Origin of the sequence: Alteromonas sp. 5E99-2 (assembly GCF_017368475.1) — a bacterium.
Classification (GTDB): Bacteria; Pseudomonadota; Gammaproteobacteria; order Enterobacterales; family Alteromonadaceae; genus Alteromonas_F.
The window spans coordinates 66,278-84,426 of sequence record NZ_JAFNJE010000015.1 but is presented as its reverse complement, the minus strand read 5'-3'; the positions used below and the strand labels follow the sequence as shown (position 1 = coordinate 84,426).

Sequence of the window (18,149 nt, the reverse complement as noted above, 5' to 3'; positions counted from 1 at the left end):
AGCGCACTATTATGTTCATCAACGGAGTACCATGCAACTCACCTTTGTAAAATTTTATTTGAAAGTAGTTCCGTTCTTTTCGCATTTTATGCTTCAAGCTTATATATACTGTTTGAAATTACTGCATTACTTGTGATTTATGCTAGCTCAACTTTCTCTGAACAAAGAACAGATGCACAAAGCTCGTCAATCTAGAGACCACCGTTTTGATGGTTTGTTCTACATTGGTGTATTATCAACAGGCATTTTTTGCCGCCCTATTTGTCCAGCAAAGCTCGCGAAAGAAGAAAATGTTCAGTATTACCTTAGTGCAGCCCTTGCTATTGAAGCAGGTTTTAGACCCTGTAAATTATGTAAACCAGACATTGCCCCTATTAACTCGTCACTCCCTTCTATTAATCCGCTCATCGACAATGGAATTATATTAATACACAAAGACCTAGGGTTAAGTATAAAAGATATAGCCGCTCAACTCGGTGTCTCGACACGGCACTTACACCAACAATTTCAGCAAAAAATGGGACTTTCACCTTCCAGTTATCAACTAAGCGCCAAATTGCTATTCGCCAAACAGTTACTTCAGCATTCTCATTATTCAATATTGGAAGTCGCAATCGCATCAGGCTTCAACTCTAGCCGAGCCATGCAGTATGCGTTTAAAAACACGTTTTCTATGTCGCCCTCTAGCCTGAGAAAATCGGACAAAGACAAAATACCCTTAGAAACTAAACTGTTCATTGCTTATAGACCTCCTTATCTTTGGCATGCCTTAAGAGATTTTTTAGCTTCAAGGCAGCTGCCAAATGTAGATCAGGTCACTGAGAACAGCTATACCCGCTGGTTCGAAATTGACGGATACCAAGGAAAGGTTATAGCAATACACAACCCCGCTAGATCAGGTTTTGACCTTTTCATTTGTGTTCAACACTCAACGCATATCAAGCCTTGTCTCGACCAAATGACTCGAATTTTAGATTGCAGTGCCGATTGGCTTTCTATTGCTGACGGAATTAAGAAATCCGGCTATACATTGACAGAATCCACTGAAGGCCTTCGACTACCAGGTACTTGGAATTGCTTTGAAGCAGGCTGCAGAGCCATTCTAGGGCAACAAGTTAGCGTCGCGGGAGCCGTAACAAAAACAAGAGAATTTGTTCAAGCGATAAGAAAAATTCATTCTGGTATTGGTTTTCCTGCTCCTTGGCAAGTCACTCAAGAAACCTTGTGTGATGTTGGAATGCCTATTTCAAGGAAATCCACGTTACTCTTGTTTGCTGAATTCATGAGCGAAGAAAAGAACCAAGAACAAATAGAAAAAGGTGATGTAAGCCAACTACTGACCTTAAAAGGTATTGGCCCTTGGACATGTCAATACATCTTGATGCGGGGAGTTAGCCACCCAGATATTTGGATGGAAAAAGATTTAGGTATTATTCGCCAATGCGAACAGAACAACTTAGAACCACACAAAGCCAAACCATGGGGAAGCTACCTTACCCTGTGTTTATGGCACGACTACATGAATAAACAATAGGTATTTCTATGACAACTCACTACGTTGAAACCTTTGATAGCCCTTTGGGAATAGTAGAGGTAACAGCCTCGGAAAAAGGCGTTATATCAATCTATTTTGTCGAAAAACACGCTAAAAATCAAAATAAGAACATTCATTCCTCTTCAGCTGTAACTCAATTGCGCGAGTATTTTGTAAAATCGCGTACACAGTTTGATTTAACTCTAGAGCCTGTAGGTACAGAATTTCAAAAAAGCGTTTGGCAGGCTCTACTCGCAGTGCAATATGGAGAAACCGTAAGTTACAGCGATATCGCAAATGCAATAGACAAGCCTAAAGCTGTGCGGGCAGTTGGCGCAGCAAACGGGAAGAACCCTTTGTCTATTGTTGTCCCTTGCCATAGAATCATAGGAAAAAATGGCGCACTAACCGGTTATGCAGGTGGCATGGACAGAAAAGCCGCCTTATTAGTCTTAGAAAAAGAGGAGTTCTAATTGCAGTTATCATCACTCGTGGCGCTATTCATTTTAGCGGCTATTTGGGGCGCATCTTTCTTATTCATGCGTATTTCCGCCCCAGAGTTTGGCGTAATCACACTAGTATTCATTCGCGCACTCTTAGCTGGAATAGTGTTGATTCCTTTCGTGATAGCGGCAAAAGCAACGAAGGATTTAAAGCAACATTGGAAAGCAATGGCTATTGTAGGTTTGTTCAATACAGCCATTCCATTTGCTCTTTTTAATTATAGCAGTCTGCACCTTCAAGCTGGCGTGAATGCCATCCTCAATGGCACTGCCCCCATGTTCGCGGCATTAATTGCTTTTATTTGGCTCAAAGACAAGTTAAACATCATCGCTATATGTGGCTTGGTATTGGGTTTCGCAGGCGTTATTGCCATTAGTTACGATAAAACCCATGGTTCGACAATTTCCGCTATTCCTATCCTAGCGGCACTTGCTGCAACCTTTTGTTACGGTGTCGCCGCGAATTACATAAAGAAAAGCGTTATAGGCTGTAACCCTATAGCTTTGGCCACAGGTAGCCAAATATTCGCAGCACTTGTTTTGTTCCCCCCTATGCTATTCGATATTCCACCGGAAGTGCCGTCTAACTTAGCGTGGTTTAGCGCATTAGGGCTTTCTATCTTCGGTACTGGAATCGCTTATTTACTGTATTTCTATTTAATAGGAAAAGAAGGTGCTTCCAAAGCAATTACAGTCGCCTACCTCGTGCCTTTATTTGGCATTATATGGGGCGTATTATTTTTAAAAGAAAGTTTATCTATATCTGTTCTACTTGGCGGCGTACTTATACTGTTAGGGGTGATGCTTACCACTGGAGTGGTAAGTATTAAAAGGAAGAAACTCGCTACTCAATAAGACTTACACACACAGCATTTTTACCTTTTTGGCGAGCTTGGTATAACGCATTTTCTGCGTAACCAGACACTTCCATAAGCAAACGATGCGTATTTGTGTACGACACACCAAAAGAAGCCGTTACTGTTAAGCCCTTGTATGGTGGAATTTCAGACATGGTGGCAATACCATGACGTAGATTATTCGCTAGCTTTTCTGCGTCTTTTGCTTTTTTCTTAGGCAAAAGTAACACAAATTCATTACCACACCAGCGCCCAATTGCGCCACCTTCAGACATATTTTGCTGCAAATAAATGGAAACCTTTTCTAATACTTCATCGCCAGCATTGCGGCCAAACTGCTGATTAATTTCAAGAAAGTTATCAATGTCAACTAATACAAGGCTTAAATCACCACTTTCTTCAATTAACTCATTATATATGTCTGTAATTTTCAACCTATCGGGCAAACGAGAACTATCGCGAATAATAAGATCGGGCTTGATGTCCTTTCTAAAGTAATACAATAAATTATAAATCAAAATAAAGAGGGCAAACACAACAGCAAGCAGAACGACAACACTTACAATAAAGCCGTTAGAAATTTCTGTTTGACGCTTATCTAATGGATTGAGCAAGTAAACGGTCCAATCAAACTCCATCAAAGTTACTTGTGCAATTAAGAAATCCTTATTTTCTATACTGACGAGTTCATTGTTCAAATCTCTACTTGTCTGAATTTCGCTAGGAAGCGATGCAAACCAAGGCAAATCTTTTAAATTGGCAAATTCAGAAAAAGACGCCATTAATGAAGGGTCTGATGACAACATAATGTTGCCGTTTGGATCGACAAATAAAAAGTCATAACCGTATAGTCTTTTATATTGTTCAAATACATTGATAAAACTACTCAAACGCTTTCCAACGCCAAAAAAGCCTAAAAACTTCCCTCTATCGTCATAAATTTTCAAATCGATATAAAAGTGAGGGTCCTCCCACTTTCCGATATCTGCAACTTCATCGTCATCTTTCTTTTTATACTTAAAATACCAACTTACCTGACCTTCATTCAACGCCATCTTTTTACCATCTGAATGGTATTGCATACGGGTTGTTTCATGAGCTATGAAAAAAGTCATCCCAAACTCTCGCTCCAACCGAGAAAGAGTTAAGAATACTTGTTCTTCATTTATAACATCGCTGTTCATAATATCGATAAGCTCTCTAGACTTACCTAGCGTCTCAGAAATATGTAATGGTTTAAAAAGTTGGTCGACAATAAGAGATAAGGCTGGAGAAGTGCTACGCTGCTGAACAAGACTTTGTTCTGCAACAATTTTTGAAATACTAAAATGAACCAAAGTCACAATAGCTATAACGACGATAGCAAATAGTAACAAAATACTTCGATGGAGGGTTCTAAACGTGTTCATTTTTCCCTTCCTGAGATTTTGCTATTGATTGACTTTGATTATAATAACTCATAGCGACCTATATTCGAAAAATTTCTTCTTTTTGCAACACAACGCTGACAAGTATAACGGCAAAATATACTGTTTTTAACTGTTAGCTTAGCAGCAAGCAGAATTGGCTCTCTAAAATCATTGTTAATCGAAGCGTGCTTTAGACGGTGATGTTCAATCGTACATTACTTACCAGAAAGTAACGTCAAAAAATGCTCATCTATTAAGGCTTTTTCTCCGCTAATTTCCAGTTCAAACAATGCATTGTTAAACTTACGCATGTAGGTATTTGCATCTGGTATATTTCTAGAAATAATAAAGTGCAATGAAACCTCTCCGAATGGTTGTTCTAAAATACTAATGCTATCAACAGACCCGAACCTTGCTTTTAGTTCTGTGTCTTCAAAATACCCATTAGTTAAACCAAAATCACTCCACCCTTTTAACACTTGGCCTGCACATCCAGCAGCATCTTTTGCTCGATTAACCACAATTTTTAACTTTTTAAAAAGTTGCTCAGAGGTAGCGTCTAAATTGTAACCGTACGGTAAACAAAGTAGTTTACCAGACAAGGAATCTATATCGCCTATATCACTATTTGCAGCAACAAAAATACGCATAGGAACGGTATTTATCGGGTTGGAGAATAAAAATTCTTGACCGCGCTGGTCATTATAAACATAAGGGAAGGTCCCAAAATAAACCCCTTCATACGCCCACTGATAACCTCTAGACCAAGGTAGAGAATCGATCTTAATCGGCATTCCCATTTTATTAAAAATAGCTTTGACGATAGATTGGGACCACCCACCATTAGGCAACCTATCACTAATATAGGGAAAATAGGTGTCTCCAGTTACTAACTTCGTGTCATCTTCTGACTCATCTGCCACCGAGTGACAAGCCGCGAAAAGCATACAGAGTAAAACCAAAATGTTATATAAGGGCAGCTGTTCTGTTACTTTAATCATCCATACCTTTAGCAACAATTTAGATAGTTAATTATAGCAAGGTAAACGGGATTTACGGGTTACTACTTATCCCAAAAAACCGTAGCCTAGCTCAAAATTTATTCACTATTATGAATAGCCAAATAACTCTGAACTTATCTCTATTTTCAAAAAATTCTTCTTTTTTATAATGTTAACACTGGCATTTATAGCGACAAAGCGTACACTTTTTAGCAGTTTTAGTTTAATCCTAGTCTTTATTATGTTTTCAGTTGTTATTTTAGCGGCCGGCAAAGGCACGCGTATGAAATCGTCGTTACCCAAAGTGCTACACCCTGTAGGTGGAAAGCCGATTGTCCAACGCATTATTGATACGGTTGAAACCCTGTCACCAAGTGCTATTCAATTGGTATATGGCCATGGTGCGGATCAATTAAAGCAAACCTTAAAAGGTGAAAATTTAAACTGGTGCTTGCAACAAGAACAAAACGGGACAGGCCATGCGGTTATGCAAGCACAGCCTTATATTTCCGACGACGAGGACGTAATTGTTTTGGTCGGCGATGCGCCGCTGATACAAGCGTCGACCCTTCAACGACTGCAAGAAGCGAAAAAGAATGCGGATATAGCGCTGCTAACAGTAGATTTAGACGACCCAACAGGTATGGGTAGAATCGTCCGCGAAGGCAACAATATTGTGGGCATAGTTGAACACAAAGACGCCACCGAAGCACAGCGTACAATAAAAGAAATTAATACTGGCATGATGATGATGGGCGGCGCAGATTTAAAACGCTGGCTAGGACAATTATCAAATGACAATGCACAGCAAGAATATTACCTTACCGATGTGATTGCCATGGCAGCCTCAGAAGGTAAGCGTATTCAAAGTGCTCAGCCTGATACCGCAATCGAAGTTGAAGGCATCAACAACCGCGTTCAGTTGTCTCGTATAGAGTTAGCATTGCAAGCCAGACAAGCAGACGCCCTTATGACCGAAGGAGTTACTTTATTGTCTCCTACGCAGTTTAGTTTACGAGGCAACTTAACCGTTGGACAAGACGTTATAATAGATGCAAACGTCATTATAGAAGGTGATGTCAACCTAGGTGACAATGTTTACATTGGTCCAAATTGTGTCATTAAAGATTCAACTGTTGCCAGTAACAGCCGCATAGAAGCCTTTAGTTTACTAGAAAAAGCAAAGGTTGGGGAACAGTGTAATGTTGGCCCTTATGGACGTTTACGCCCTGGTGCAATTATGGAACAAGGCGCAAAGGTGGGTAATTTTGTTGAAATGAAAAATGCCGTGCTACGAGAAGGGGCAAAAGCCAATCATCTCACCTATTTGGGCGATGCCGATATAGGCGCTCGTACCAACATAGGCGCAGGAACCATTACCTGCAATTACGATGGCGTAAACAAATCGAAAACTATCATTGGTGAAAATGCATTTATTGGTTCAAACAGTGCACTAGTTGCTCCGGTAACCATAGGCAGTGGAGCTACAGTAGGCGCAGGCAGTACGATTAATAAAGACATCGACGACAATGTACTTGCAGTAAGTCGCGCCAAACAACGGGCAATACAAGGCTGGGAACGCCCCACAAAGAAAAGTTAACGAAATAAATAAACAACAAAAAACTTGCACATCGAAATTTATTCGTTATATTTACTTTCAAATCGAAGGATAACGAAAGATAAACGTGCAGAAACGAAACACGCAACAACGTCGAAGAAGCATCATAGAACAACTTCATCAAACTGGTGAAGTTGCTGTTGATGCGCTTGCGAGTGCGTTTTCCACCTCTGAAGTTACTATTCGCAAAGACTTAGCTGAACTTGAACAAAACGGCCTGCTACTTCGAAAGTACGGCGGCGCTGTTTTGTTACCACAAAACGCGTCTGAACTTTCAAACGAAACGGTTTCAGTTCGAAAGAAGTCGATTGCTAAAGTCGCCGCATCGCTCATCAGCGATCATAACCGCATTATCATAGACAGCGGCAGTACCACTGCTGCCTTGTTACCAGAACTAAGCCAGAAGCTGGGCTTGTTGGTTATGACAAATTCGCTACAAGTCGCCAACACCTTACTTGAACGTGAAAACGAACCTACCGTATTAATGACTGGCGGTACTTGGGATGCTCAATCTCATGCGTTTCAAGGGAAAATGGCCGAGCAAATGCTGAAATCCTATAACTTTGACCAAGCCTTTATTGGTGCGGCTGGCCTTGACCTTGAACGAGGTACAACTACATTTAATGAGCTGACTCATTTATGTGTAGTGATGGCCGAAGTCTCAAATCAAGTCATAGTCATGGCTGAATCTGAAAAACTTCAGCGGAAAATTCCAAATATCGAACTGCCATGGTCCGCTATCGATGTGTTGGTTACCGACACGCTTATCGAAGAATCGGCCAAACAAAAATTAACTCAACAAGGCGTAACCGTAATGTGCGCTGAACTCATCACCTAAACGGAGAACATTATGTGTGGTATTGTCGGCGCAGTTGCAGAGCGCAATGTTGTTGAAATTCTTTTAGAAGGCCTAAAACGTTTAGAATACAGAGGGTATGACTCAGCAGGTGTGGCACTTTTACAAGCCGATGGCACCTTCAGCCGCACCCGTCGTATTGGCAAAGTACAAGCCTTAGCCGATGCTGTTGATGCATCTCCTGTTTTAGGTGGTACAGGCATTGCTCATACACGATGGGCTACTCACGGCGGTGTAACAGAAGACAACGCCCACCCACATCAATCGTCCGACCGTATTGCCGTTGTGCACAATGGCATTATTGAAAATTACGAAACCCTTCGGTCTGGACTAGAAAGCCAAGGTTATACCTTTACCAGCGACACCGACACTGAAAGCATAGCGCACACAGTACATTCATTATTGAAAACCAATGAAACCTTACTCGGTGCAGTACAACAAGCTGTTGCTCGTTTTCATGGCGCTTATGGCACTGTGGTGATGGATAAAGAAGACCCTTCACGTATTGTGGTTGCTCGCTCAGGTAGCCCTTTAGTCATAGGATTAGGCTTAGGAGAGAACTTTGTTGCCTCTGATCAAATGGCTCTGTTACCGGTAACTCGCCGGTTTATCTTTCTAGAAGAAGGCGATGTTGCCGAGATCACTCGTCGTTCAGTGAGTATTTTCGACGCCAACGGTGCGCCTGTTGAACGAGAAATCATCGAATCCAATGTAGAACACGACTCTGGCGACAAAGGTGGTTACCGCCACTACATGTTAAAAGAAATACATGAACAACCTACTGTAGTTCGCAATGCATTACAGCATCGCTTAGTGGGTAATGACATCGCTGACAATGTATTTGGCGAAGGCGCTGACGCTATTTTCGCATCGGTAAAACACGTTCAAATTGTCGCCTGTGGTACTAGCTATCATTCAGGGATGACAGCGCGTTATTGGCTAGAAGAATTTGCAGGCGTTTCCTGCAACGTTGAAATTGCATCAGAGTTTCGCTATCGCAAATCAGTGGTTCTTCCCAACAGCTTGCTGATTACCATTTCTCAATCAGGCGAAACCGCCGATACCCTTGCTGCGCTGCGTTTAGCCAAAGAAATAGGCTATTCATCGAGTTTAGCCATCTGTAATGTGGCCGGTTCTTCGTTGGTGCGTGAATCTAGCCTTTCTTACATGACCCGGGCAGGTGCAGAAATTGGTGTAGCCTCAACCAAGGCGTTTACCACACAACTTGCTGGCTTCTTGCTACTGACTATGGCACTGGGCAAGCACAATGGTATGAGCAGCGACACCAGTAATGAAATTGCCCATGCCCTGCACAGCCTGCCAGCGAAGCTAGAAGAAACCTTAACAATGACCCAAGGCATTGAAGATTTAGCTGAAGAATTTGCAGACAAACACCACAGTTTATTCCTAGGCCGTGGCGATCAATATCCCATCGCAATGGAAGGCGCATTAAAACTAAAAGAAATTTCTTACATTCATGCTGAAGCCTATGCTTCAGGTGAATTAAAGCACGGCCCATTGGCACTGATTGATGATGAAATGCCGGTTATCGTGGTCGCGCCAAATAACGAGCTATTAGAAAAGCTCAAATCTAACGTAGAAGAAGTGCGAGCTCGCGGCGGTATCATGTATGTATTTGCCGACAAAGATGCCCACTTTAAAGGCGACGACACCATGCGTGTTATCGACGTACCTCACTGCGACAGCCCTATCGCCCCCATCATTTACACAGTACCACTGCAACTGTTGTCTTACTACGTTGCGCTCATCAAGGGGACCGATGTAGACCAACCAAGAAATCTCGCTAAGAGTGTTACGGTTGAGTGATGATGAAAAGAAACGCTGCTTTTGCAGCGTTTTTTGTCCCGTAGCACCACGCTGCAAAGTCACTTAAAAACAATACACTTAACCCGCGTTATGTATAAAAAGTTAATTTAATATACACAAACCAAAAACGTGTCGAAATTATCCAATAATATCGACATATATACTTTACCTGTCGATTCTATCGACATATGTTCAACAACAAAACTCAAACCAGCTTATCAACCTTCTCTAAATGCCATACTTTTGCGACTATTTTCCACTGGTTGTTTTCATCGAAAACAAAACTGAGATGATCAACAAAAATGTTGTCGAAGGCTCTGAGTCGTAATTTAACCACGGCGCTTTTTGCTGACAAAAAATCAATCATGATGACTTCTTCTTCAGCTCGGCTTTGCTTAATGCTGGCGGGTGCGTCTCGCTGGTCTACGTCTTTTCGGAAATCGCAAATAGGGTCGGTGAAGATTTTTCCTTCATCAACATCGAACAAGCTTGCAGTGTGATGGAACACCACATCTAACAAGCTAGCATCGGCAAAATAGATTGCGTCGAAATAGGTGTTAACTGTTGCTAGTAGTGACTGATAGTTTTCAGTTGCTGTGTGTTGGCTCATGTTGTTTTTCTCTGAATGTTGAGTATGAAACACACAATAGCAAAACAAAACCAAATGAAAATTGGCGAAAAAGACAATATAGATTAATATTACGCCATTATACTAAATTCATGAGCTTACCTGTTCCATGGCCTCAACCAACCCACTAGTGGTCATACTGACATACAACAATTTATGTATGTTTGAATATGCCATTGCATTGGAAATCTTTGCCCTACCCAGACCTGAAATAGACACCTGGTATGACTACAAAATTGTCTCGGTTAACCAAGCAAAGATAACTGCGGGTTTAGGCAATGTAATGGTCAATGCGTCTACAGATTTAAACACATTGCTTGAAGCGTCTTTGATTATTGTTCCTGGCTGGGATGGTGAAGCCAGTGCCGATTTAAAACGTGTTTTACGCCAAGCGAATCAGCAAGGGGTTCGTATTGCAACCATATGTTCTGGTGTGTTTTTGCCCGCACAATGTGGCTTGCTTGATGGCAAAAATGTGACCACTCACTGGCGCTATACCGATAAGTTACAAGCTGAATTTCCACAAACCAAAGTTAATCCCGACGTTTTGTATGTGGATGAAGGCACAATATTAACCTCGGCTGGTTCTGCTGCGGGGATCGATTTATGTTTGCACATAGTGCGTAACGATTTTGGTAGTGAGACTGCCAATAGCGTCGCTCGCAGATTGGTATTGCCAGTGCATCGGGAAGGTGGGCAAGCTCAGTTTATTCCAAAGCCCACATTGAAAACCAATGACAGATTTTCGCCTTTTCTTGATGAAATTCGCACTAAGCTAAATGAAAACTGGCCAATTGAAAGAATGTCAGACGTAATTGGTATGTCGCCACGCACCTTGCTGCGGCGCTTTAAAAACTCTACCGGAGAAACGCCTTTGGCTTGGTTAACATTGGAAAGAGTATCTTTAGCACGAGAACTATTAGAAACAACCACCAATAACGTGGATCAAATTGCCATTGCAGCGGGTTTTCGCAGCCCTGAATTACTGCGCTTACATTTCAAGCGTCACTTTAAAGTCAGCCCTTTGACGTACAGAGCGCAATTTCAAAGATAACAACGCCACTACACGATGGCTTGTTTAACGCTTTGGGTAATTAAATCCCGCAGCCACTTATGCCCTAAGTCTTTTTCAAAATGCTTATGCCAAAGCATGACATAAGCACCAGATTCAAATTCGATAGGCATTGGCAAGGTGCGTAATTTGAAATGAGATGCCATGTTGTTTGCATGCCTAGCGGGGGCGCAAAGTATCAAATCGCTTTGTTCACATAAACTCATAGCGCAGTGAAAATCCGGCATTTCTATCGCAATGTCCCGCGTAATATTTTGTTCTAATAGCACATCATCTAACAACCATTGCTCTAGTCCTCCCATCACTACCTGAATATGCCGGTAATACAAAAAGCTATCTAAGTTCCACGGTTTATTTAACGCTGGGTGATCTTCTCGTACCAAGCACAGCGAATGCTCACGTATTAACGTTGTGTGATATAAATCCGGCGGAATATAGCGCATATGCAAAGGCGAACGCTCGTCCCACTCACGACAAGCAATACCAATGTCTATCTCACATTTAAGTAATTTGTCTAAGCTGTGCTGTTCCCACGTTTGCGTTAGTAACTTCACATTAGGCGCTTTGGAAAGTAAATCCGGCATGAAATGAGGGAAGGTTAATGAGTACGCAGTATTGAGTAAATCAATGCGAAAACGTCTATCACTCACAGCGGGATCAAAAGCACTGGGGCGAGCGAACTGATCAAATTGAGATAACAACTGGCGTAGTTGAGGAAACAACTCTATTGCTCTGGGAGTGGGCTTTAATCCTTGGGCTGTGCGATCGAACAAGGGGTCATCAAACATATCCCGTAAACGAGCAAGATGTTTGCTGACCGCGGACTGACTTAAATTTAAACGTCGCGCAGCCGAGGTAACACTTTGTTCTTCAAATAAAGTATGTAAAACACGTAATAGTTTTAAATCTAGATCTTTCACAAGCATTCCAAATTGGAATAATTAAAATAACAATAATTCATTTTTACTCATAACGCTAATACACTACACTTGCGCGGTCTTAACAACCTTTTATGAGTCGGAGCAAGGAATGACTGGTTCACGCTTATTACCTTTATTAATTTTAATGGTGCTATTTAGTCCATTAGCAATTGATATTTTCTTACCTGCGTTACCCGTTATGGCAGAGTCTTTAGCTGTGTCTGTAGACACCATGAGCTGGAGCATAACCGTGTTTCTCTTAGCCTTGGGTGTCGGCCAGTTAATCAGTGGTCCACTAGCCGATAAATACGGCCGTAAACCTATCGCCCTTGTTGGCATTGTCATTTACGGTTTATCTTCCGCTCTCGTCATTTTTGCATCGACTATAGAGCTCATACTCTTTGCTCGTTTATTACAAGGACTAGGCGCTTGTGCGATTGTGGTTGCCGCTTTTGCATGTGTTCGAGACCGCTATAACGCCATTCAAAGCGGCATAATGTACAGTTATTTAAATGGTGCTATATGTTGTATTCCCGCGCTAGCACCTCTTTTGGGTAATGCGTTAACAACGTATTTTGGCTGGCGCAGCAACTTTGAGTTTATGGCGGGATATGCCGTTTTTGCAGGAATAATTATTGCCTTTGCGTTAAAAGAAACTCAAGAACCAACCAATAAAGCAGAAGTTAAATTATTAGACGCAAAAGCCTATTCTTTGATTATCCGCCACCCTGTTTTCCTCTTTAATGCGTCAGTCGTTATGCTGGCTATGGCGGTTATCATAGCTTATGTAACATCAGCGCCCGGCTGGTTGATGGTGAATTTAGGCTTAGACCGAGAAGGTTTTGTATTTTGGTTCAGCATTAATGCGCTGTTTAATATCGCGGCCTGCTTACTTGCCCCTAAAGCATTACTTAAATGGGGCCCAAGACCAACCATTGGGTTTGGAATGCTCACGCTCATATCATCTGGGCTAGTTATGGCAACGCTGTTGCAATGGGAACATCCTGCGGGGTTCATGATCCCCATAATGATGAGCTCGGTTGGGTTTTCTTTAATTATGGGTTCCTGTGCAGGTCAGGCGCTTGCGCCATTTGGCGACAAAGCGGGTTCTGCTTCAGCACTGCTGGGTTTAGCTCAAATGACTGGCGCATCGGTCATTGTAGGCGTACTGCAACTAACGGGGCTTAATGCCGCGGAACAGTTAATCATATTAATGTTAAGCCTATTTCCCATGTACTGCTTATACAAAAATTCCAGTGTGAAGAAAAAAATCACTTTTGTTGATATTGCCGATTAATAGCATCTGTCTGTTGATCTAAATCAAGAGTTGAAGCCCATCACATGCGACAATTTGCCACATCGGAAACATGGTTGTACCACGTTAAAATAGCATACCAATCGTTAAAAATTATAATGTTATGACTTACCGCACTTTATTTATCCCTACCCTATTAGCTTGTTATTCCATTGCCGTTATTGCTGAAGAACCACTCGAGACTATCGAGGTGTATGGGGTTCGTTCTAGTATTGAAGCCGACCGTCAAGAAATTCATTTGACGCCTGGCGGAGTGACACTCATCGACATAGACAAACTACAAGAAGCAAGCATAACCAACCTCGCCGATGTATTGCGCTATGTTCCAGGTGTCACATCAAGCAGTGATGCTGGTAGCGACGGTATCTTTTTTAGCAGTCGAGGTTCTAATTTAGATGCTTCTGACTTTGATATGAATGGAATAAAACTATTGCAGGATGGCTTGCCTGTAACCACAGCTGACGGCAATAATCACAACCGAATTATCGACCCACTAGCCTCTAGATATGCCGTTTTTGCTAGAGGAGCCAATGGTATTAAGTATGGAGCAAGTACACTCGGTGGTGCTGTTAATTTTGTATCACCTACAGCTCACGATACTTCAGGCACAGAAGTATTCATCAATGGCGGCAGCCATGGTTTACTTCAAGAAAGGGTTACATTTAGTAAGGTTTTCAATGAAAACTACGATGGTCTAGTGACTATTGAACGCAAAGACTGGGACGGGTTTCGCGAGCAAAACGAACAACAAAGAACAGGTATCTATGCAAATTTTGGCGTTCGCTTACATAAGGATGTATCTACACGTTTCTTTGTTACCTATGTAGAAAACGATCAAGAACTACCAGGCTCACTAACCCGAGCCCAAGTACAAGAAGACCCTGACCAAGCAGGTTCAACTGCGGTAAGTGGTAATTTTCAATTAGACGTTGAAACCCTGCGTTTAGCGAACGTTACTCGTTGGAATATTAATGACACTAGTAACTTACAAGTAGGCCTTTCAATCGAACAACAACGTTTATTTCATCCAATTGTCGACCAAATATTTGTTGATTTCGATGGCCCCGGTCCCGCAGATCCAGTAGAAGTATTCAGTTTATTGATAGACACGAATCATCAAGATGTAGCGGCGAATATACGCTACCAACAGCAATGGGGGAAACACGACCTATTATTCGGTGCAAACTATGGTAGAAACCGGGTAGATGGCGAGCATTTTCGCAACCTCAACGGAAGACCAAACGGCCTTACAACATTAATTGATAATCGCGCCGAGAGTTTAGAGTTATTTGCATTAGATCGCTGGCAATTTGCCGACAAATGGACACTCGTTGGCGGAACCCAAGTAGTGACTGCTACCCGAGACATCAGTAGCATTGATGTGTCTGACGACTCAGTGCGTGCGCCCAGCGGTACTTTCGATAGTATTAACCCACGCTTAGGGTTAATTTACGCGGTTAATAACAATGCCAGCGTATTTGCAAATATCTCTCGAGTATACGAACCACCAACAAATTTTGAATTAGAAGACGAAGTCAGCCAGAGCCAACAAAGTCTAGATGCTATGGATGGCACTGTATTTGAAGTGGGTACAAGAGGCCAGCAAACGTTAAACAGTAATCTAACTTGGAACTGGGATATAACCGCATATTACACGAAACTTAATGACGAAATTTTATCTGTTGAAGACCCAAATGCTCCCAACACCAGTTTAGCAACGAATGTCGACAGCACTATTCATGCGGGCTTAGAAACTCTTTTTGGCGCTAGCTTCAAACTTGGCAATTCCAATAATCGAATAGATCCTTTGTTAAGCTTTACATATAACCGTTTTGAGTTCGATAACGACCCTATATACGGTGATAACGTATTGCCTGCTGCGCCTGAATACCAGATTAAAGCCGAGCTAATTTATCGCGCTGAAAACGGGTTTTATGCAGGCCCAACATTGGATTGGATAGATAAACGATTCGCCGACTTTGCCAATACTTTTGTAGTTGACGACTACACTTTAGTAGGCCTTCGAGCGGGTTGGAGTAATAAGGATTGGCGTGTATTTGCAGAAATTCGAAACTTATTCGACCAAGAGTTTATTGCCAATCATGGGGTAAGAGAAAGAGCCAGTGAAGATGACGCGATACTCAATCCTGGTCAACCACGATCATTCTATGTTGGTTTACAAGCCTCATTTTAAGTAGAATCGTCGTTGTGTAAACATGGATAGTTAAGCCTGCGAGGATTAAGACAATATATGCCAAAACAGCTCAAACTTACGGTTAGTCTTTCTCAATCAACCAAAAACTGGCTGTTTTGGGCTCGCTGGCTACTTATATTTATCGCCATTGCGTTGGGGTGGTTTTACTCTGTAGACATTGTGTACTGGGGTATTTTAACGCTTTACACAGTTCAATTTAGTCTTCTGAGCTATACGAACCCCAATTTTTCGTTGCGACATCAACTCGCTTTTGGCTTAACTTGTGACACCCTTTTTATGACCTGGGTTTTGCATTTTATTGACGGAGTCTTGTCCGGTTTAATCTCCATTTTATTTTTACCGGCCTTAGTTGGCAGTCTGTCATCAAGGCGGTCACTCGCTTGGGGTCTAACCGCTTTAGCGATACTGAGTTACAGCTTACTAATGTATTTACAACTAAAACAAATACATCTTGGACACCTGTCTCATGATAATTCTGATATGTCATCTCATTTACTTGGAATGCTAACCACATTTTGTGTAGCTGTTGTTACTTTAACCGGATTCATTTCTCATCAAGCTAATTTACTGCGTAGAAATCAAAAAAAACTCGTTCAATTACAAGAGCAGCAATGGCGAGAAAAACAAATTGTCGCTTTGGCTACCTTATCTGCCAACACCACACACCAAATCGCTACACCAATAGCTTCAGCTAAGCTATTACTGGAAGAGTGGTTTGAAGATCATCCTAATCAAGCTCCCTCATCCCTAATCGAAGCCAAACACCAGCTGGAAAGGTGTCAATCCGTATTGCAATCTCAAGTGATAAAATCTCGGCAAAAAGACCCCAACCTCATTGAGCGTGTTGACCTTCAACTCTGGTTAACGCAACTCTGCCAAGACTGGTGGGTAGGCCACAATGAAGTGACATTCGATTACAAGATTAACTTAGAGAATACCTACGTAAATACTGACCAAAATATGATGTTTTCGCTACTCAATCTTTTGGACAACGCTGCAATAGCCTGTTCTAACGAGCAGGAGCCGACAATCACCTTAATCGCAGGCATGAGTGGTAACCAACATGCTAGTATTCATATACTCGATAATGGCCCAGGATTTACTGAAAAAATGAATGACTCTTTAGGCAAACAATTTATAGAGAGTGAAAATGGCCTAGGTATTGGTATTGCATTAGCAGCGGCAGGAATTGAGCGAATGGGTGGAGAAGTGACATTAGAAAATACCCCTTCGGGCTCAATGATCACTATCTGTTTAGCGCTAACGAACTAAAAAACAAATAAGAGTGTTGTATGTCGTTGAATATAGCCATTTTAGATGATGATTCTGTTTTTGCAGACACATTAAGCCGCAGACTAACTAAACAAGGCCATAATGCCCATGCTTTTTATAGTTTAAATAAGTTGTTTACCGATACACATAATTGGCATTATTTGTTGTTAGACATGAATCTAGGTACGGAGTCTTCTATTCCCTATTTACCTCGTATCAAAGTCCAGTGGCCAAACGCAAAAGTATTAATGCTCACAGGCTATGCAAGTATTGCCAGTACTGTGGCAGCAATAAAAAATGGTGCAGACGATTACTTAACGAAACCTTTGGATTTTTCAACACTGTTGTCTTGCCTTGGTAACCAAAGGACATTTGGTGCACCATTAGAAGAAACACTTTCAGCCTCTCAAATAGAGTGGGAGCACATTCAGCGTATACTGAAAGAACAAAATGGCAATATCTCTGCCACGGCAAGAGTGTTAAATATGCATAGACGAACACTTCAGCGAAAGCTCCAAAAAAAACCCCACTGGATTTAATGCCATTAATCATCAAATAGCATGGAATAAGTCGCCGAAATTATGAACTATGCTATCTTTTTATATGCTCCCTCTTTTTAAACTAGGCAAACCTCAGCTGAAAAAGGATTTTTTATGAGTGGTTTACACCGTCTTACATACGTATCTCGTTCCGTGCGGCTCTTGAATATGCCTGATTTCAATGTGCTTTTAGAACAAATAAGACCAAAAAACAAGCAATTAGATATAACCGGCTTGTTACTTTATAAAGATAAAACCTTTCTACAAGTACTTGAAGGAAAGCTAGAAAACATCAACGCCGTATTTGAAGCAATAGAACACGACCCTCGCCATTTTAAAATAAAGTTATTGGAACACCTTCAGCCTTGTGAGGAGCGGTTCTTTCCAAATTGGTCAATGGGTTTTTTCTCTCTAGATGACTCTTTCAGTATGCCGTCTAAATTCGTAGATTTTTTCTCGCCAGAATTTACTCTTGTATCAAATTCTCAGTATCATGACGAACTTGTAAAATTATTGTTGTATTTTCAGAAAAATTCATAACATCCGAAACTTCAAGCTGTTTATTTTTTATGCTACTATTGAT

At 41.6% G+C, this 18,149-nt stretch carries 16 protein-coding genes; 12 read left to right on the top strand and 4 right to left on the bottom strand.

Annotated elements, in window-relative coordinates; genetic code table 11:
- The first annotated feature begins 172 nt into the window (after nt 1-172).
- From J3L16_RS14470 to J3L16_RS14460, 3 genes are read left to right on the top strand one after another with little or no spacing between them, the layout of a single operon-like run.
- Entirely contained in the window at nt 173-1,534 is a 1,362-nt protein-coding gene (locus tag J3L16_RS14470; RefSeq protein WP_207613711.1) for an Ada metal-binding domain-containing protein, read from the top strand.
- Nucleotides 1,535-1,542: 8 nt separating this feature from the next.
- Nucleotides 1,543-2,007 (top strand): methylated-DNA--[protein]-cysteine S-methyltransferase, encoded by a 465-nt coding sequence (locus J3L16_RS14465; RefSeq protein WP_207613710.1) that lies wholly within the window; start codon nt 1,543-1,545, stop codon nt 2,005-2,007.
- Entirely contained in the window at nt 2,008-2,892 is an 885-nt protein-coding gene (locus tag J3L16_RS14460) for a DMT family transporter (protein WP_207613709.1), read from the top strand.
- On the opposite strand, the gene J3L16_RS14455 is transcribed toward J3L16_RS14460, so the two are convergent.
- Entirely contained in the window at nt 2,882-4,303 is a 1,422-nt protein-coding gene (locus tag J3L16_RS14455; RefSeq protein WP_207613708.1) for a sensor domain-containing diguanylate cyclase, read from the bottom strand. The genes J3L16_RS14460 and J3L16_RS14455 overlap by 11 nt on opposite strands.
- 215 nt (nt 4,304-4,518) lie before the next feature.
- The gene (locus J3L16_RS14450; RefSeq protein ID WP_207613707.1) at nt 4,519-5,304 is read right to left on the bottom strand and encodes a transporter substrate-binding domain-containing protein; all 786 of its coding nucleotides are present in this window, start codon (nt 5,302-5,304) and stop codon (nt 4,519-4,521) included.
- A 238-nt stretch (nt 5,305-5,542) separates the two neighbouring features.
- Between J3L16_RS14450 and glmU the strand changes: the two genes are divergently transcribed.
- The 3 genes from glmU to glmS all read left to right on the top strand — a co-directional run bounded on the left by glmU (nt 5,543) and on the right by glmS (nt 9,605).
- Nucleotides 5,543-6,904 carry a bifunctional UDP-N-acetylglucosamine diphosphorylase/glucosamine-1-phosphate N-acetyltransferase GlmU gene (glmU, locus tag J3L16_RS14445; protein WP_207613728.1) on the top strand — a complete coding sequence of 454 codons (1,362 nt, stop codon included), beginning with the start codon at nt 5,543-5,545 and terminating at the stop codon, nt 6,902-6,904.
- An 85-nt stretch (nt 6,905-6,989) separates the two neighbouring features.
- Nucleotides 6,990-7,760 carry a DeoR/GlpR family DNA-binding transcription regulator gene (locus J3L16_RS14440; protein WP_207613706.1) on the top strand — a complete coding sequence of 257 codons (771 nt, stop codon included), beginning with the start codon at nt 6,990-6,992 and terminating at the stop codon, nt 7,758-7,760.
- 12 nt (nt 7,761-7,772) lie between these two features.
- A complete protein-coding gene (gene glmS / locus J3L16_RS14435) occupies nt 7,773-9,605 on the top strand; it encodes a glutamine--fructose-6-phosphate transaminase (isomerizing) (RefSeq protein ID WP_207613705.1) in 1,833 nt (610 codons plus the stop codon).
- A gap of 205 nt (nt 9,606-9,810) precedes the next feature.
- On the opposite strand, the gene J3L16_RS14430 is transcribed toward glmS, so the two are convergent.
- Nucleotides 9,811-10,215 (bottom strand): nuclear transport factor 2 family protein, encoded by a 405-nt coding sequence (locus J3L16_RS14430; protein WP_207613704.1) that lies wholly within the window; start codon nt 10,213-10,215, stop codon nt 9,811-9,813.
- Nucleotides 10,216-10,342: 127 nt separating this feature from the next.
- On the opposite strand from J3L16_RS14430, the gene J3L16_RS14425 reads away from it, so the two are divergent.
- The gene (locus J3L16_RS14425; protein WP_207613703.1) at nt 10,343-11,287 is read left to right on the top strand and encodes a helix-turn-helix domain-containing protein; all 945 of its coding nucleotides are present in this window, start codon (nt 10,343-10,345) and stop codon (nt 11,285-11,287) included.
- 8 nt (nt 11,288-11,295) lie between these two features.
- Here J3L16_RS14425 and J3L16_RS14420 read toward each other — a convergent pair whose 3' ends face one another.
- Nucleotides 11,296-12,231 (bottom strand): LysR family transcriptional regulator, encoded by a 936-nt coding sequence (locus J3L16_RS14420; RefSeq protein ID WP_207613702.1) that lies wholly within the window; start codon nt 12,229-12,231, stop codon nt 11,296-11,298.
- Nucleotides 12,232-12,334: 103 nt separating this feature from the next.
- Here J3L16_RS14420 and J3L16_RS14415 point away from each other — a divergent pair, with 103 nt between their 5' ends.
- From J3L16_RS14415 to J3L16_RS14395, 5 genes are all read left to right on the top strand, one after another.
- Nucleotides 12,335-13,522, top strand: a complete 1,188-nt coding sequence (locus J3L16_RS14415) for a multidrug effflux MFS transporter (protein WP_207613701.1) — start codon at nt 12,335-12,337, stop codon at nt 13,520-13,522.
- 121 nt (nt 13,523-13,643) lie between these two features.
- A complete protein-coding gene (locus tag J3L16_RS14410; protein ID WP_207613700.1) occupies nt 13,644-15,734 on the top strand; it encodes a TonB-dependent receptor in 2,091 nt (696 codons plus the stop codon).
- A 57-nt stretch (nt 15,735-15,791) separates the two neighbouring features.
- Nucleotides 15,792-17,027 (top strand): HAMP domain-containing sensor histidine kinase, encoded by a 1,236-nt coding sequence (locus J3L16_RS14405; protein WP_207613699.1) that lies wholly within the window; start codon nt 15,792-15,794, stop codon nt 17,025-17,027.
- A 20-nt stretch (nt 17,028-17,047) separates the two neighbouring features.
- Nucleotides 17,048-17,566 carry a response regulator gene (locus tag J3L16_RS14400; protein ID WP_242698851.1) on the top strand — a complete coding sequence of 173 codons (519 nt, stop codon included), beginning with the start codon at nt 17,048-17,050 and terminating at the stop codon, nt 17,564-17,566.
- Nucleotides 17,567-17,680: 114 nt separating this feature from the next.
- Entirely contained in the window at nt 17,681-18,106 is a 426-nt protein-coding gene (locus tag J3L16_RS14395; RefSeq protein WP_207613698.1) for a BLUF domain-containing protein, read from the top strand.
- The last annotated feature ends 43 nt before the right edge of the window (nt 18,107-18,149 follow it).

What these genes read in the sequence shown, in the direction of transcription:
- J3L16_RS14470 (WP_207613711.1), top strand. Translation starts at nt 173, where the DNA reads ATGCACAAAGCTCGTCAATCTAGAGACCACCGTTTTGATGGTTTGTTC.
- J3L16_RS14465 (WP_207613710.1), top strand. Translation starts at nt 1,543, where the DNA reads ATGACAACTCACTACGTTGAAACCTTTGATAGCCCTTTGGGAATAGTA.
- J3L16_RS14455 (WP_207613708.1), bottom strand. Translation starts at nt 4,303, where the DNA reads ATGAACACGTTTAGAACCCTCCATCGAAGTATTTTGTTACTATTTGCT.
- J3L16_RS14450 (WP_207613707.1), bottom strand. Translation starts at nt 5,304, where the DNA reads ATGATTAAAGTAACAGAACAGCTGCCCTTATATAACATTTTGGTTTTA.
- glmS (WP_207613705.1), top strand. Translation starts at nt 7,773, where the DNA reads ATGTGTGGTATTGTCGGCGCAGTTGCAGAGCGCAATGTTGTTGAAATT.
- J3L16_RS14430 (WP_207613704.1), bottom strand. Translation starts at nt 10,215, where the DNA reads ATGAGCCAACACACAGCAACTGAAAACTATCAGTCACTACTAGCAACA.
- J3L16_RS14425 (WP_207613703.1), top strand. Translation starts at nt 10,343, where the DNA reads ATGGCCTCAACCAACCCACTAGTGGTCATACTGACATACAACAATTTA.
- J3L16_RS14420 (WP_207613702.1), bottom strand. Translation starts at nt 12,231, where the DNA reads ATGCTTGTGAAAGATCTAGATTTAAAACTATTACGTGTTTTACATACT.
- J3L16_RS14415 (WP_207613701.1), top strand. Translation starts at nt 12,335, where the DNA reads ATGACTGGTTCACGCTTATTACCTTTATTAATTTTAATGGTGCTATTT.
- J3L16_RS14410 (WP_207613700.1), top strand. Translation starts at nt 13,644, where the DNA reads ATGACTTACCGCACTTTATTTATCCCTACCCTATTAGCTTGTTATTCC.
- J3L16_RS14405 (WP_207613699.1), top strand. Translation starts at nt 15,792, where the DNA reads ATGCCAAAACAGCTCAAACTTACGGTTAGTCTTTCTCAATCAACCAAA.
- J3L16_RS14400 (WP_242698851.1), top strand. Translation starts at nt 17,048, where the DNA reads ATGTCGTTGAATATAGCCATTTTAGATGATGATTCTGTTTTTGCAGAC.
- J3L16_RS14395 (WP_207613698.1), top strand. Translation starts at nt 17,681, where the DNA reads ATGAGTGGTTTACACCGTCTTACATACGTATCTCGTTCCGTGCGGCTC.